Origin of the sequence: Marinomonas sp. MED121 (assembly GCF_000153025.1) — a bacterium.
In the GTDB taxonomy this organism is placed as follows: domain Bacteria; phylum Pseudomonadota; class Gammaproteobacteria; order Pseudomonadales; family Marinomonadaceae; genus Marinomonas.
The window spans coordinates 453,258-467,725 of record NZ_CH672431.1; the positions used below are offsets into that span (position 1 = coordinate 453,258).

The 14,468-nt window shown below is 41.4% G+C and carries 16 protein-coding genes; 5 read left to right on the plus strand and 11 right to left on the minus strand.

Annotation, left to right across the window (positions count from 1 at the left end; genetic code table 11):
* Positions 1-222 precede the first annotated feature (222 nt).
* The 6 genes from MED121_RS13640 to MED121_RS13665 form a co-directional block, all read right to left on the minus strand.
* Entirely contained in the window at positions 223-1,362 is a 1,140-nt protein-coding gene (locus MED121_RS13640; RefSeq protein ID WP_009834297.1) for a GGDEF domain-containing protein, read from the minus strand.
* A gap of 127 nt (positions 1,363-1,489) precedes the next feature.
* On the minus strand, positions 1,490-2,767 hold the full coding sequence (locus MED121_RS13645) for a dihydroorotase (protein ID WP_009834298.1): 1,278 nt from the start codon (positions 2,765-2,767) through the stop codon (positions 1,490-1,492).
* A gap of 1 nt (position 2,768) precedes the next feature.
* Positions 2,769-3,779 carry an aspartate carbamoyltransferase catalytic subunit gene (locus tag MED121_RS13650; RefSeq protein ID WP_009834299.1) on the minus strand — a complete coding sequence of 337 codons (1,011 nt, stop codon included), beginning with the start codon at positions 3,777-3,779 and terminating at the stop codon, positions 2,769-2,771.
* 256 nt (positions 3,780-4,035) lie between these two features.
* A complete protein-coding gene (gene pyrR / locus MED121_RS13655; RefSeq protein WP_009834300.1) occupies positions 4,036-4,530 on the minus strand; it encodes a bifunctional pyr operon transcriptional regulator/uracil phosphoribosyltransferase PyrR in 495 nt (164 codons plus the stop codon).
* A gap of 49 nt (positions 4,531-4,579) precedes the next feature.
* Entirely contained in the window at positions 4,580-5,038 is a 459-nt protein-coding gene (gene ruvX / locus MED121_RS13660; protein WP_009834301.1) for a Holliday junction resolvase RuvX, read from the minus strand.
* Between the two features lie 2 nt (positions 5,039-5,040).
* Entirely contained in the window at positions 5,041-5,607 is a 567-nt protein-coding gene (locus tag MED121_RS13665) for a YqgE/AlgH family protein (RefSeq protein WP_009834302.1), read from the minus strand.
* Between the two features lie 252 nt (positions 5,608-5,859).
* On the opposite strand from MED121_RS13665, the gene MED121_RS24425 reads away from it, so the two are divergent.
* The 3 genes from MED121_RS24425 to MED121_RS13675 all read left to right on the plus strand — a co-directional run bounded on the left by MED121_RS24425 (position 5,860) and on the right by MED121_RS13675 (position 7,881).
* Positions 5,860-6,015 carry a hypothetical protein gene (locus tag MED121_RS24425; RefSeq protein ID WP_009834303.1) on the plus strand — a complete coding sequence of 52 codons (156 nt, stop codon included), beginning with the start codon at positions 5,860-5,862 and terminating at the stop codon, positions 6,013-6,015.
* 91 nt (positions 6,016-6,106) lie between these two features.
* A complete protein-coding gene (locus MED121_RS13670) occupies positions 6,107-6,946 on the plus strand; it encodes a 2OG-Fe(II) oxygenase family protein (RefSeq protein ID WP_009834304.1) in 840 nt (279 codons plus the stop codon).
* A gap of 200 nt (positions 6,947-7,146) precedes the next feature.
* Positions 7,147-7,881 carry a GntR family transcriptional regulator gene (locus MED121_RS13675; protein ID WP_009834305.1) on the plus strand — a complete coding sequence of 245 codons (735 nt, stop codon included), beginning with the start codon at positions 7,147-7,149 and terminating at the stop codon, positions 7,879-7,881.
* Between the two features lie 17 nt (positions 7,882-7,898).
* On the opposite strand, the gene MED121_RS13680 is transcribed toward MED121_RS13675, so the two are convergent.
* The 4 genes from MED121_RS13680 to MED121_RS13695 form a co-directional block, all read right to left on the minus strand.
* On the minus strand, positions 7,899-8,651 hold the full coding sequence (locus MED121_RS13680; protein ID WP_009834306.1) for a TSUP family transporter: 753 nt from the start codon (positions 8,649-8,651) through the stop codon (positions 7,899-7,901).
* 143 nt (positions 8,652-8,794) lie between these two features.
* Positions 8,795-9,283 (minus strand): hypothetical protein, encoded by a 489-nt coding sequence (locus MED121_RS13685; RefSeq protein ID WP_036180501.1) that lies wholly within the window; start codon positions 9,281-9,283, stop codon positions 8,795-8,797.
* 651 nt (positions 9,284-9,934) lie between these two features.
* Positions 9,935-10,195: a YheV family putative zinc ribbon protein gene (locus tag MED121_RS13690; protein WP_009834309.1), complete on the minus strand. Its 261-nt coding sequence runs from the start codon at positions 10,193-10,195 to the stop codon at positions 9,935-9,937.
* A 104-nt stretch (positions 10,196-10,299) separates the two neighbouring features.
* Complete coding sequence (locus tag MED121_RS13695) at positions 10,300-12,330, minus strand: M3 family metallopeptidase (protein WP_009834310.1); 2,031 nt, start codon at positions 12,328-12,330, stop codon at positions 10,300-10,302.
* Between the two features lie 191 nt (positions 12,331-12,521).
* Here MED121_RS13695 and MED121_RS13700 point away from each other — a divergent pair, with 191 nt between their 5' ends.
* Together MED121_RS13700 and MED121_RS13705 are read left to right on the plus strand one after the other, a co-directional pair.
* Positions 12,522-13,067, plus strand: coding sequence for a gamma carbonic anhydrase family protein (locus tag MED121_RS13700; RefSeq protein ID WP_009834311.1), 546 nt, complete (start codon positions 12,522-12,524; stop codon positions 13,065-13,067).
* Positions 13,068-13,077: 10 nt separating this feature from the next.
* Positions 13,078-13,590, plus strand: a complete 513-nt coding sequence (locus MED121_RS13705) for a hypothetical protein (protein WP_009834312.1) — start codon at positions 13,078-13,080, stop codon at positions 13,588-13,590.
* A gap of 62 nt (positions 13,591-13,652) precedes the next feature.
* Here MED121_RS13705 and znuB read toward each other — a convergent pair whose 3' ends face one another.
* Positions 13,653-14,459, minus strand: a complete 807-nt coding sequence (znuB, locus tag MED121_RS13710) for a zinc ABC transporter permease subunit ZnuB (protein ID WP_009834313.1) — start codon at positions 14,457-14,459, stop codon at positions 13,653-13,655.
* Positions 14,460-14,468: the final 9 nt, after the last annotated feature.

Sequence of the window (14,468 nt, forward strand, 5' to 3'; positions counted from 1 at the left end):
ATCTCCTAACGAGTATGTAGTTGTATATATTGAGAAGGGCTTGAATCTGCCTTCCTGTTAGTATTTGAGAATGTTTCTAAAATCATTGAATTCGCTCATTAATATTGAACATACGAGCGAGAAATTCAACTGTAAATCGAAGGCTTATCGCAAAAAAGAGTAAGCCTATCGAACTGTTTAGTGCATTAACCCTTAGCGATAAAGGGTCTAGGGAAACTAGCGTTAGAAATCGTATAAGTCAGCACTGTTTCGACAAAAACGACCGTGATATTCAATACAGTATTTTTGCGTTTCGGTTGCATTATTTTTGGCATTATTCGCCGCCGAATACAATTCAGAAAAGCTTGAATGCTCTGGATAGTAACTAATCCCTAACGACAAAGAAATTTTATAGCTTTGACCATCAATCACGACAGGCTCTTCCATACTTTGCAAAATTTTATTGGCAATGATTTCAGAGTCTTCAAGGTGCTTAATGCGTAATGCCATCACAAACTCAGAATCGGTAAAGCGAGCAAGTAAATCATTATCACGCACACTTTTTTGTAACCTTTTAGCCACCACTTTTAGCATGCTATCTTTTACTTCTTCTGCTGCAGGCGCGCTGAAATCTTTCGCTTGATTAGCTTCAATAACAATCACAGAAAGACGCTGAAAATGACGCTTAGCATCTTTGAGCATCATGGAGAAGTTAGTATTAAAGTTATAACGATTCGCAAGCCCAGTAGAAGGGTCATGGTTAGCCGAGTTTAACAAACGAGTTTGAGCATTTTGACGTAGATTCGACAAATTAAGCATATGCATTAAGCAATCTAATAAGCGCTTAAAGACATTGATATTTTGTGATTCTGAACTAGGTGCAAAAACCACCATATAACCTAGAAGGCCTTCATCCTTAAACTCAAACGGCTGCGCAATACAAACATCAACATCATATTGATTAAGGACTTTATTCCAATCACTCCAACTAGGGTTTTGGGTCAGATTAGGAACAAAAAGTAAGCATTCCTTTGATTGCTCTAGATGGGAGGTGAAGTACTGCATTGGATAGTCTTCAATCACACCAGAAGGTGTCGCCAGGTCATGCTCAATACCAGTGCCAGCTTCAATACGCCACTGTGCACCCGTTTCATCAACCAACATAAGACAGGCTTGGTAGCTTGGAAAGTAGCGATCAATTTGATCCATCATGCCATCAAAAATGGTTGATGTGGGCGCACCTTCTGCAATGTAGTGTAAAATTTGATAGCTAGAGTCATAAATGAGCGACATTGCATCGCGTTCATTACGCACTTGATCCAGTTGTTGTTCTAGCTGGGCTATTTTCACTTGCATCTCATGCTCTGATAATTCGTTTGTCATGTAATCCTGGCCGTTAGGTTAAATCTATCCCCTAAGCTAGAGTAACTCTACGCAGTTAAAAGTAAAGCAATCAAGCGTAAGCTTTTATTTATTTCTATTACAAAAAGTAACCACACGTGCGAGGTAACTAATTGATAGGAAATACTTTTTGACCTGATAAATAGGTAGAAACCACCTTACCTATTAAACTTTCACCTATCCATGGTGAGTTTTGTCCTTTGGTTTTACGATGGTTTTGAGACCATTCCCACCTAGTTGTACTATCAAACAACACAATATCTGCATAACTTCCCACAGCTAAAGAGCCTGCGTCAATACCTATGCAGGAAGCTGGCCCCTGAGTTAAGCAGCTTAACAACAAATTAAAATCTAAGTCACCCTCATCCATTAACGTCATGGCTAATGGTAATAATACTTCGAGATTGGCCATGCCAGGCTCTGTAGCAGCAAAAGGCGCTATCTTAGCCATTTTTTCATGGGGCTGATGATCAGAACAAATTGCTGAGATCACACCTGCTTTAATGCCTTCAATTAAGGTTAACCTATCTTCTTCTGACCTTAACGGGGGTAATACATGATAATGACCATCAAATTCACTTAACACCTGATCAGTCAAAAGTAAGTTATGTAAGGCCACATCCGCCGTGACATCCATGCCAGCCGCTTTAGCATCAGCTACAAGCTCAATGGATTTTGCCGAACTTAAGCGAGCAAAGTGTGCTTTAACCTTGGTTTTTTCCACCAGCATTAAATCTCTTGCTAGGGCAATGGTTTCTGCCGTTTCTGGGATACCAGCTAAACCATGCATGGTAGAAATAACCCCCTCATGGGCGCAGCCGCCATCTGATAAACTGGTTTCATCTGGATGAAAAATAACGAGAAGGTCATGGGTTGCCGCATACTCTAGAGCACGAGACAGCACCTTGGTGTTGGCCATAGGGTTTCTATGGTTTGAGACAGCAATACAACCTGCTTCCGTTAAAGCCACCATATTGCTTAACTTTTCACCTTCAAGACCTTGGGTCAATGCTCCGATAGGAAGTACATTAGCCCGACCTGATTCAAATGCTTTATCTTGAATTAAAGCTGCAACAGCAGGTGTATCGACAATAGGGCTGGTATCTGGCTGGCACACTAAGGTCGTGATACCGCCAGATGCCGCAGCCAATGTTTCTGATGCGATATTGCCTTTTTGAGAATAACCAGGCTCACGTAAAGACACAGCTAAATCGACTAGACCAGGTAAGACCCATAAACCAGCAGCATCTATTGTTTCATCTGCGACAAAGCCTTCGGGCGCATCACCTAAAGCAATAATCTTGTCATCTTCAATATAAAGATTCTGTACCGCATCCAACCCTTGGCTAGGATCAATGATACGGCCATTTTTAATACACGTTTTCATATTAAACCATTTCTCCTGCGGCTGAGGTTTGCTGCTCTTTTTCTTGCAACTGACCACTCATGGCCATGGATAAAATCGCCATTCGCACCGCTATACCATTGGTTACCTGATTTAAAATAACGGAATGTTCACCATCAGCAACCTCAGAGGAAATCTCTACACCTCGATTAATTGGGCCCGGGTGCATGACTATGGCATCAGGTTTTGCCCAAGCAAGGGAGGTTTGGGTCAAACCATATAGGCGATAGAATTCGCTTTCACTCGGTAGCAAAGCGCCTTGCATTCGCTCTTTTTGTAAACGCAACATTATGATGACATCCACATCTTCAAGACCGTTTTCTAATTCATGACAAACTTTAGCCCCCATTTCTTTGAAGTATTCAGGCACCAAAGTTTTTGGACCAATCAACCTCACTTCATTCACACCTAGGGTGTTTAGCGCATGTATTTGAGAGCGAGCAACACGTGAATGCAGAATGTCTCCAACAATGGCAACATTTAATCCTTCAAATGTTTTTTTGTGACGGCGTATTGTCAACATATCTAGCATGGCTTGGGTTGGATGGGCATGGCGACCATCTCCCGCATTAATGATGGCAACATTAGGCGTACAATGCTCTGCGATAAAATGCGGTGCACCGCTGTCGGCATGACGCACAATAAACATATCACTTTGCATAGCTTCTAGATTTTGTAGAGTATCCAGTAAAGACTCACCTTTTGATGTCGCTGACGTTTCTATATTAAGGTTAATGACATCGGCAGATAAACGTTTTGCAGCCAGTTCAAAAGTAGTGCGGGTACGAGTGGAGTTTTCAAAGAAGAGGTTTACGACTGTTTTCCCTCGTAATAAGGGGACTTTTTTTACCGACTGTTCACCCATAGTTAAAAAAGAGTCGGCTCGATCGAGAATTTCGGTCAATATGGATTTATCTAATCCATCAAGTGTTAAAAAGTGCTTAAGCTGACCTTGATCGGTTAATTGTAATGCCCGAGATTCGGAGCGCATCATGGTTAAGTCCTCAACTGGAAGACGATCCCGCCTTATTCTAATCACCTAGTAAGATGATAGGAAAATGCCCAGTGTAGAAACTACCCTGGGCATGACTAAATTGACGTGAACTCTTTAATGATAATGTCTAAATTTACGTCTTTTATAACTCAAACTTAGTGCCATAGATAACTGAATTATTTTGCGCAAATTAAGCTAGCGCCATACTCTAATTGTCGTACTTGTAGCATTAAAAAGAAAGCGTGAAAGCCTAAGTTTATGTCTCAATTAAGGAAACTTTGATCGGATCAGGCCCAGATAGCTTAACCCTTTGGTCAGGATTAAGCGTTAATACCTGCCCAACCACATCAGCCTTAATGGGCAGCTCTCCTTGGTTAAGATCGTATAGGATCGCCAAACTAATACTGGCAGGTCTACCATAGTCAAAAATCTCATTCATGGCAGCACGAATGGTCCTTCCCGACATAAGCACATCATCCACTAAAATAATATGTTGGTTTTCAATCGCGGGGAGGGATGTTTGTTTTACTTTTGGGTGTAAGCCCGCGCGGGTGAAGTCGTCTCGATAAAACGTGATGTCCAAAGTCGCTAATGGCACATTCGTTGACAAAGCTTTAATGAGGCGCTCTGCGACCCAAACACCGCCGGAATGTATACCCACAACCACGGGGTTTTCTATTTTTTTCTCATCACAATATGCTACTAGAGCCTGTGACATTTGCCCTAAAGTCGCTTCAATATCCAAGTTCATGGGTTAATCTCTACTTGCTCGCTATGACACGTCTTGCATCACGATTAAATTATTTTCCCTGATTTTCTAAAAACCAAGATTCTAAAATCATTTGGGCAGCTAAACCATCAACCGAGTTAGCTTTAAAGTTACGGTTTCCACCTTCTTTTATCACTTGCCCTTTAGCTTCATAAGAGGACAGTCTTTCATCCATCATATAACTAGGCTTGTTGTAGCGTCCATGTAAACGGTTGGCGAACTTTCTTGCCCTTTGACACATCTCATTTTCAGTGCCATCCATGTTAAGGGGTAAACCGACGACAAAACCATCAGGTTGCCATTCTTTTACCACCTCAGCAATGGTATCCCAATTAGGAATACCGTCACGGGCTTTGATAGGATTGATTGGAGTGGCTGTTGCGGTTATTTCTTGTCCAACCGCAATGCCGATTCGTGTGGTGCCAAAATCGAACCCTAACAGGGTTCGAGCTGTGTTGGTGTTGACGTCATTGGTTGACGTTGCGTTCATACTTAACAGTGTCCTACATCCGATGAAAGGTAATTCATATCAATCCCTAACACCTTGGTGGCTGCTGAGAATTGAAGATCACTTGGTGTATTAAATAATACGTCCAAATCGGCTTCACATACCAGCCAAACATTATTACTTATTTCCTCCTCTAATTGGCCTGCTTGCCAGCCAGCGCACCCCAAACTAATTAAAAAAGATTCAGGACCTTCACCATGGGCAATATTTTCTAAGGTCTCAAGTGCAGCAGATAACGCAACCTCCTCTGTAACGGGTAGTGTGTTAACCCAAGTTTTATCGCTCGTGTGTAAGATAAAGCCTCGTTCAGATTCAACTGGACCACCACTAAATATTGGCTCATTAGCTAGGTGGGGAGTATTAATTTGTATGCCTAAGTGATTTGCTAATTCAGTGAAGTCTATTTTAGATGGACGGTTGATAATAATCCCCATGGCACCTTCTGCAGTATGCTCACAGATGTAGGTAACCGTTTGCTGAAAATTTGGATCATTCAGCTGGGGCATGGAAATCAAAAAGTGATTTTTCAGGGACTCAAATGCATTGTTCATAATACGACCCTCTTATTTTTAACAATAAAAAATCAGACATAAAACAAGCCGAAGTTAGCAAACAATAACTGCTAACAGCTTGAGTAAACTCTCGATATTAACTTTTGCAGTATAGGCCAAGTCTGTCAATTCCCCAGACTTGAAATGATTTTTTTCCTAAACTAGCGCTTTAAAACTAACTTACCTAAAGGTACACTTACCAGAAGTAATCTCAAAAAATTCCACTTTTTACCCCATTTTAGGAATTCCGTAATGAAAATCGCAGACTTCATCCCAACATCGAGGCAAGGTCAGTCTTTACTGTTTAACCTACGCTTAGATGCGGTGGATTTAGCAAGTTGGCAACGTCATTACTTCGCTGAAGCCATCGACATGCGGATGTTCTTTCATAGCGGTTGGTCATCTTAAAGCCTTATTTCAACTAGAGTTAAACCATGATTCACGTCACCTAATGGGTGTTACGTGTGATAACTTGTTTTGAAAATTTAGGATCTACCCCATGAAATTAGAAGCCGTTGATTATACCAGTGCTACAGCACAGCAAGACTTTGTTGAATCTCTTCATAAAACAGGATTTGGCGTTTTAAAAAATCACCCTATACAACAAGAACTTGTAAGCAAAATATATCAAGCTTGGCAGGCTTTTTTTGATAGCCAAGAAAAACATGACTATCGCTATAACGTCGGCACTCAAGATGGTTACTTTCCACCAGATGTTTCAGAAACAGCCAAAGGTCATAGCAAGAAGGACATCAAAGAATACTTCCATTATTACCCTTGGGGCCAATGTCCAGCGGAACTAAAAGATCAACTTGCTCAATATTACAAAGAAGCAAACCAACTCGCAGGGGAGCTACTGAGTTGGGTAGAAAAGCATACTCCTGCAGATGTCGCTAAAAACTACTCTCAAAACCTATCGAGCATGGTTAAAGATAGTGAACAGACTCTATTGCGAGTCTTGCATTACCCACCACTAAAAGGTGATGAGGAATTGGGAGCCATAAGAGCGGGTGCCCACGAAGATATTAACCTGCTAACGGTTTTGCCTTCTGCTAACGAGCCAGGATTACAGGTTCAAACTCAAGATGGTAGTTGGATGGATGTACCTTGTGACTTTGGAACACTGATCATCAATATTGGTGACATGCTGCAAGAGGCTTCTGACGGATACTTCCCATCCACATCGCATCGCGTAATTAACCCTGAAGGTGCGGATAAGACAAGATCTCGTATTTCTTTGCCTTTGTTCTTACACCCTCACTCTGAAGTTGTCTTGTCTGAACGCCACACCGCAGGCAGCTACCTTCATGAGCGCCTAGTTGAACTAGGTGTCATCTAATTTTATTAGATAGGTTTCATCACCTTCACAGGTCTACCAAGCCCTTTAGTACTGTGTATTAAAGGGCTTTTTAATTTACTGGAATGATGTGTTTGTCCTATATCGGATTAAAGGCTCAATCTTTCACGGTATTTAAAGCCCAAAAACTTATTTATACTTTATTCCTCTCAACTAAATTAACCTAGAGACTGTCTAGCAAGATGACCCCTAAAGAACAAAGTCGCAATGCATTTAAACCCCTTTATCAAAAGATAGAACAGGCGATTACCAATAAGATAATTGCTGGTGAATGGGGCCCTGGTGACATGCTACCCAGCGAGTTTCAATTAGCTGACTTATTAAGTGTTAGCCAAGGTACGGTACGAAAAGCTTTAGAAGCATTAACTCAATCAAATGTGGTTTATCGTCGCCAAGGGGTGGGTACCTTTGTGTCTGAAAACACCTTAAAAGATATGTTATTCCATTTCTTTCATTACAAGGCCAATGATGGTGTAGATAAAGGGCTTCCAAGTGCTGAACTCATTGATATTGAACTCATCGATGCATCGCCTGAAATAGCAAGCGAACTAGAGCTTACCCGAGGGGATGGCGTCATTAAAATCATTCGTATTCGTAAGCTAGCTGACAAACCTTGCATAGCAGAGCAGATATATTTACCCCAACACTTTTTCACTCAACTAGATATCAATGACAGTTTGCCAAACTCCCTTTATCACTATTACCAAGAAAGCTTTAACATCACCATCAATAAAGCTGCCGATAAAATACGAGCTGTCATTGCTAATGAGTCTGACCAAGCCCTTATCAAGGTTCGTCCAGGTAACCCCTTGCTAGAAGTCACTCGCAGGGCAAGAGCCTTAGACGGGCGTTTAGTTGAATATCGTATCAGTAGGGTAGATAGTGAACAGCTTCACTATCTAGTTGATCTTAATTAGCTTACTGTTTTGATAAATTACCAGCCTTGAATGATCAAACTCACCCCAGAAGCAAGCAAGATAGCATAGGCAAAGCGTCGCATAGCATTCGCTGAAATTGGAAGGGGATAATAACGAGCGGCAATAGCGGCAAGAATAACGGCCGGAAAGCCGATAGCGCTAAGCAAATAAGTTTGCATGCTAACGTCTTGCGTTAATATCACAAAAGATAATCGCATTATTGAGGTCAAAGCAAACACTAATAATAAGGTAATTCTGATTGTTCTTAAGCTATCCGGCTGACGATACATAATATAGGTTAATGGCGGGCCAAAAGTTGAGAAAAGTCCACCAATCACTCCAGAGGACATTCCCCCTAAGAGAAAGACGGGAATACTCGATCCTTGTTTAGCCAGGTTTGTCTGTAACATCATTAACAGACTACTCACGACTATGGTTAAACCCAAAATAAGCTGGAGTAAATTTAAAGCATTCTCACCAAGAAATCCGAGCAGCCAAATTCCTAAAAAGGTGGCAGGTAAACAGGGAATAGAAAACCATAGAATGGCCTTGAAGTTAGCTTTGCGCCATTGCCCTCCTTGTAAGCCAATCATAGAGTTAAATAAGCTGAGAAAACTCACCACAAAAGCTGTGACTTCAATTGGCGCTAAACCCAGAGCAGAAATACTACTGATAACAATGAGGCCAAAAGCAAAGCCCGTTGTTGCTTGAACATAACTTCCTAGTGCAAATACCACCAGCAAAAACAAAATATTGAGATCGAATAGCATGTTTCTTCCCTAATTCGCTTTTAAGTATTACTCGTCAAATTAAGTCTTATATAAGACTTAATTTGACACTATACGCGCTAAAGAAACGGATAGACATGATTTGTTCGATAATAGATCTGAAAAAATTAGAAAAATAAACGGATTTATTCAAAGGGTTTATCAGACACCCATAGCACCCAAGCATACATGCTAATGCTGTAGTCAGTGCGATCAACAGATTCATATAACACCTGAACAGAACCCTGTTTAACTTTTTCTATTTTATCTTCAGGTATTTGAATGGAATAAAAATTAGCAGCGGGGCCCACGGCTGTCACAGGCTTTTGGTTTAAAAGTAACACGCCGTACAAAGGCTTCTCTATTATGGGGTGGTAAAGCCTCACTTTCTTCGCTCCGTAGACTAATGCATGATTGGCTGAGTCCGCTAATCTAATATCATAAATAGAACCATCAGGTAGGGTTTCACTGTAAATTGAGGTCCAGATGATGGGAGACATAGGCGAAGTTTGAAAAGGGGGTTCAAATTGGCCAGGTAAAATTTCAAATGAGTCATCCTCGGCTTCAATTTTGATATTTTCACCCTCTAGCTTGGCACTTTTATAGGGTAAAAACATGCCTTCAAAATTGGGCACCGATACACATCCTATTAGTAAAAAAGTCACTCCTGTGATCGCTATAAAGCGGGAAAATGTAGAAAAAGACATACGAGTTCGCCTCCTCCAATGAATTAATTTCTCTCTTAAAACTAGTCGTTTGTCATGTTTTTTGCTCTTTATGGACAGCATTAGGTCTGATTCAGTCCATATTCAGAAACGGCTTAACTAACCACAAAACTTTAACTTAGCTTTTAAAATCAATGAATTAATAATGAAAAAGCTAATTAAATCTCAAAATGATGCAATCATTATGTAAGTTGTTTGTAAGGATTTAGCATCTTATAAAATAAGAATTGATGCAAGGCCGCTTTGTTCTTTTAGGAAAAGTGACATAAAGGGGCAGAACAGCCCCTAGGGAAGCTGCGAATAAGTCCTCCCGCCTCAGCGTGTGGATAAAAGTGCCTAGATTTATGGCAAGGGACGCAACTTAATAGTTATTCTATTGATAAGGACCTTAACGTAAAGATAGGGCTTTTAAACCACGCCCTTCGGGCCTTTCAGAAAAAATAACACCCTGCGTTGTCACTTCTCGAAAGGTACCTACATTACTTCAAAGCGACGCCTTGCTTGTTACTTTTTCTGATAAGACTGAGAATAGGAGACTTAATCGCAGTTTCCCTGGGTAAATTAGTGCTTAGTGGTACTCGGGTTAGGCACGAACTGAATCACAGAAGCTTCTGCGTCTGGCTCACTAACATGGGGCCGATTAACACGGGTTTCAAGCTCTGTTGGTTGCGCTTGAATGGCAGTAGATTGTTCATCACTATAACCACATGAAACACACTCGCGGTATTGAACTTCCAACTCATCATCACGCCAAGCGCGCATCTTATCCATCTCACTACAGCGTGGGCAAACAGCCCCCGCAATAAAACGTTTTATCGTCATAGGTTTATTCTCAAGAGCATTTCAAGGATAACAATATATTAACACAGTCGAGGGACAGAAAGTAAAAGGGCTAATATGATCATTAGCCCTTATTAATAGTAAATCTAGGCCGCAATACCGTTATGACGCAGCAATGCCTCTATGCTAGGTTCACGGCCTCTAAAAGCAGCGAAAAGCTCTGCAGCAGGGCGAGAACCTCCATTTTCTAGTACCGTGCTTCTAAAGGCTAAACCTGTTTCAGCGTTAAAAATACCTTCTTCTTCAAACTTAGAAAAAGCATCCGCAGAGAGCACTTCAGCCCACTTATAGCTGTAATAGCCGGCCGAATAACCGCCAGCAAAAATATGAGAGAAGGCTGTTTGAAAACGATTAAATGCAGGCGCTTTAACCACAGCCACATTTGAACGCACCTCATCTAACAAGCTCTGAACATCTGTACCCTCTTGATATTCTCTGTGTAATCTAAAGTCGAAAAGAGAGAACTCTATCTGTCTCACCATTTGCATGGCTGCATGGAAGTTTTTCGCTGCCAGCATTTTTTCAAGCAGTTCTGCGGGTAGGGTTTCACCGGTTTCATGATGACAAGCAATGAAGGCTAACGCTTCTTCCTGCCAACACCAGTTTTCCATAAACTGACTGGGTAACTCAACCGCATCCCAAGCCACCCCTGAAATACCAGACACATCTAATACTTCCACTTGTGTCAGCATATGATGTAAACCATGGCCAAATTCATGGAACAAAGTCGTTAACTCATTGTGTGTCAGTAAAGAAGGCTTGCCATCGATCGGCGCGGTAAAGTTACAGACAAGATAAGCAACAGGTAACTGTAGGCGACCATCTTCCATACGGTATCGGCAACGACAATCATCCATCCAAGCACCACCACGTTTGCCTTCACGGGCAAAAGGATCAAGATAGAAGCGCGCCACATCGACACCAGACTTACTTACGGTGAAGAGTTTCACGTCTTCATGGTAAGTATCAAATTCAGCTTCTTCACGTATTTTTACATCAAATAGGCTATTAGCCACTTTAAATAAACCAGCTAACGCCTTATCAATTGGGAAGTAAGGTCTTAGTACTTCTTGGGAAATAGCGTATTTATGCTCGCGAAGCTTCTCAGAGTAGTAACCTACATCCCAGGCTTCTAACTCAGTCACAGCAAATTCATCCTTCACATAGGCACTTAGCTCAGCTAGATCTTGTGCTGCAGCGGGTTTAGATTTAACGGCTAGATCTTCAAGAAAATCGATAACTTGCTGACCATTATCCGCCATCTTAGTTGCTACCGATAATTCAGCGTAATTATCAAAACCTAGAATGCCTGCTTTTTCTTTCTTGAGCGCCAGCATTTCATCAATAAGGGGCGCATTGTCAAATTCGTTAGCATTTGGCCCTTGATTAGAGGCACGAGTAGAGAAAGCTTGATACATTTCAAACCTTAGCTCGCGATTGTCCGCATAACTCATGACAGGCATAAAAGAAGGTGCATCTAAGGTAAACAGCCAACCATCTAACTCTTTTGCTTGCGCCATTTGTTTAGCTTGTGCCAGAGCAGACTCAGGTAAACCAGCCAGTTCCGCCTCATTTGTGATCAACTTAGTCCATGCTCGAGTTGCATCTAGGACGTTTTCTCCAAACTTGCTGCTAAGCTCAGATAAGCGCGTGCTAATTTCGCCATATCTTTGCTTTTCGTCACCTTCTAGCGCCACACCGGAAAGCTCAAAAGAGCGAATATTTTGTCTTAGGGCTTCTTTTCGTGCCGTATCTAATCCTTCATCTTGTTCTGCTAAGGTTTTATATGCCTGATACAAGGCTTTATTTTGACCCAATTCAGTAAAGTACTCAGTGAGTTTAGGTAAGCAGGCGTTATAAACATCCCTTAATTCAGGTGTATTTTGCACCATATTGAGATGACTAAAAGGCGACCAAAACTGATTAAGCTCATCGCTTAGGGTTTCCATGGGCGCAGCAAAATTGGCCCAGTTGATTTGAGCAAGATCCGTTTTTGTTAACGCCTTAATCTTATCTCTATTCTTGCTAAGCAAGGTGTCTAGTTCGGCCTCAACACGACTCAGTTCAATGTTTGAAAACTCAGGTAACTTAGTTGCATCCCATACTGATACAGACATAAACAGGTATCCTTATTTGTTTGGCTTTATCGCCTTAAGGCAATATGTAAAAATTCATTATCTAAGATAGATTGGTGATAATTTTCTATTTTCAACGGCTAGGGTGATTTAAAATCATAGTCAAGAATGGCAATCTGCTCTTTATATTGAGACAGAAAGCGCTAGAACCCTTTATTAGAGAGACAATTAACATGGTGATGAAGTCCTTTCGTGGTAATACCCCCAAGCTTGCAGAAAGAGTCTGGGTGGATGAATCTGCCGTTCTTATTGGCGATGTTGAAATAGGCAAAGACAGCTCAGTTTGGCCACTCGTGGCAATTCGTGGCGACATGCACCGTATTCGTATTGGCGAACGCACCAGTATTCAAGATAACTCTTGCCTGCACATCACACATGCCAGCAGTTACAAGCCTGAAGGACATCCATTAGAGATTGGTGATGATGTGACTGTCGGCCATATGGCCATGCTACATGGCTGTAAAATCGGTAATAAAGTTTTAGTGGGTATGGGAACCACTATTCTGGATGGGGCAGTGGTTGAAGATGAAGTGATTATTGGCGCGGGTTCATTAGTACCACCAGGCAAACGCTTAGAATCTGGCTTTATGTATTTAGGATCTCCCGTGAAAAAAGTGAGAGCCTTGAAAGAGTCTGAAATCACCTACTTTCAATACGCTGGCCTTAACTATGTCAAACTGAAAGATGAATACCTAGCAGAGCAAGCAGCAGGCAAATAGAAGACAAGTCATGATAGATACTTACAAAATCGTTTCACGAGGCCGCTTTTTATTCTTTTTTATCGCTTTAGTATTGCTTGGCGCTTGGGTTATCAATAAAGCCTACCAGAAGCACTTTAATCAAATACAAATCACCCCAGCGGAGCAAGAAAGTTTAGGCATCGATTTATTAGAATTTCCGCGCAATATGAAGCCAATTGAGAACCTTAAAAGCCAAAGCTGGACCAGCTTTTATGTTGAGCCAGAAAATTGTGACACCTTATGTGTACGCACATTAGCTCAACTCGAGCAAATTGAGCTTGATGCTAAAGTAGCAAAGGTAACAAGCAACCTTGAGATACAGGTTATTAATAATCAAATAAGTGGGTACAAAGAGTATTTATCACTCATTCGCTCACCTGGCTATAGCCAACATTTTGATCGTATCTTATTGATAAATCCAAAAGGGCAGTTTGCAGGCAGTATCATTGCGCCTTATAACCTCGCCCATTGGCAAGCATTAGATAAGCGCCTCAATCAATGAAAAAGAAACCATAAATCAAACGAATAAAATAAAGGCTCACCAATAGGAGGAGCCTTTTATCTCTATGGTCTAGTTAGGTTTTTTGATTTACCTAGAGGCAAACTATAAGCTAAAAGAAACAAAACGGCGGCACATACAACGACACTAGGCCCTGCTGGTGTATCCCATTGAAAAGAAGCCAATAAACCACCAGAAACCGCTAAACAACCTAGCAAGCTAGCAACACTGGCCATTTGCACCGGTGAACGGGACAACTTACGAGCAGTAGCAGCAGGGATAATCATCAAGGATGTAATCAGTAATACACCCACGATTTTCATCGCCACAGCAATCACCAAGGCAACTAACAACATGAGTAAAAGGCGAATCGCCTCGACAGGGTAACCTTCCACCTTGGCTAACTCTTCATTTACCGTCACTGCTAATAATGGTTTCCAAAAGAGGGCTAATAAAGCCAATACCAATAAGCCACCACTATAAATCCAATATAAATCCTGCGTCCCTATGGCAAGTAAATCACCAAAAAGATAAGCCATAAGATCGATGCGGATATTATCCAGAAAGCTAACAGCCACTAAGCCTAATGATAAGGAAGAGTGAGCAAGAATCCCTAATAAGGTATCCGTAGCAATAATATGTTTCTTTTGCAGTGTGACTAATACTAAGGCTAACCCGACACACAGGGCGATAACAGCTAGGTTAAGGTTAATTTCAAACAAAAAACCTAAGGAAACCCCTAATAACGCAGAGTGAGCTAAGGTGTCACCAAAATAAGCCATTCGGCGCCAAACCACAAAAGCACCTAAAGGGCCGGCAACTGCAGCAACACCTAAACCGCCTAAAAGGGCTCTAAACAACAAATCGAACATAGTTAGTTA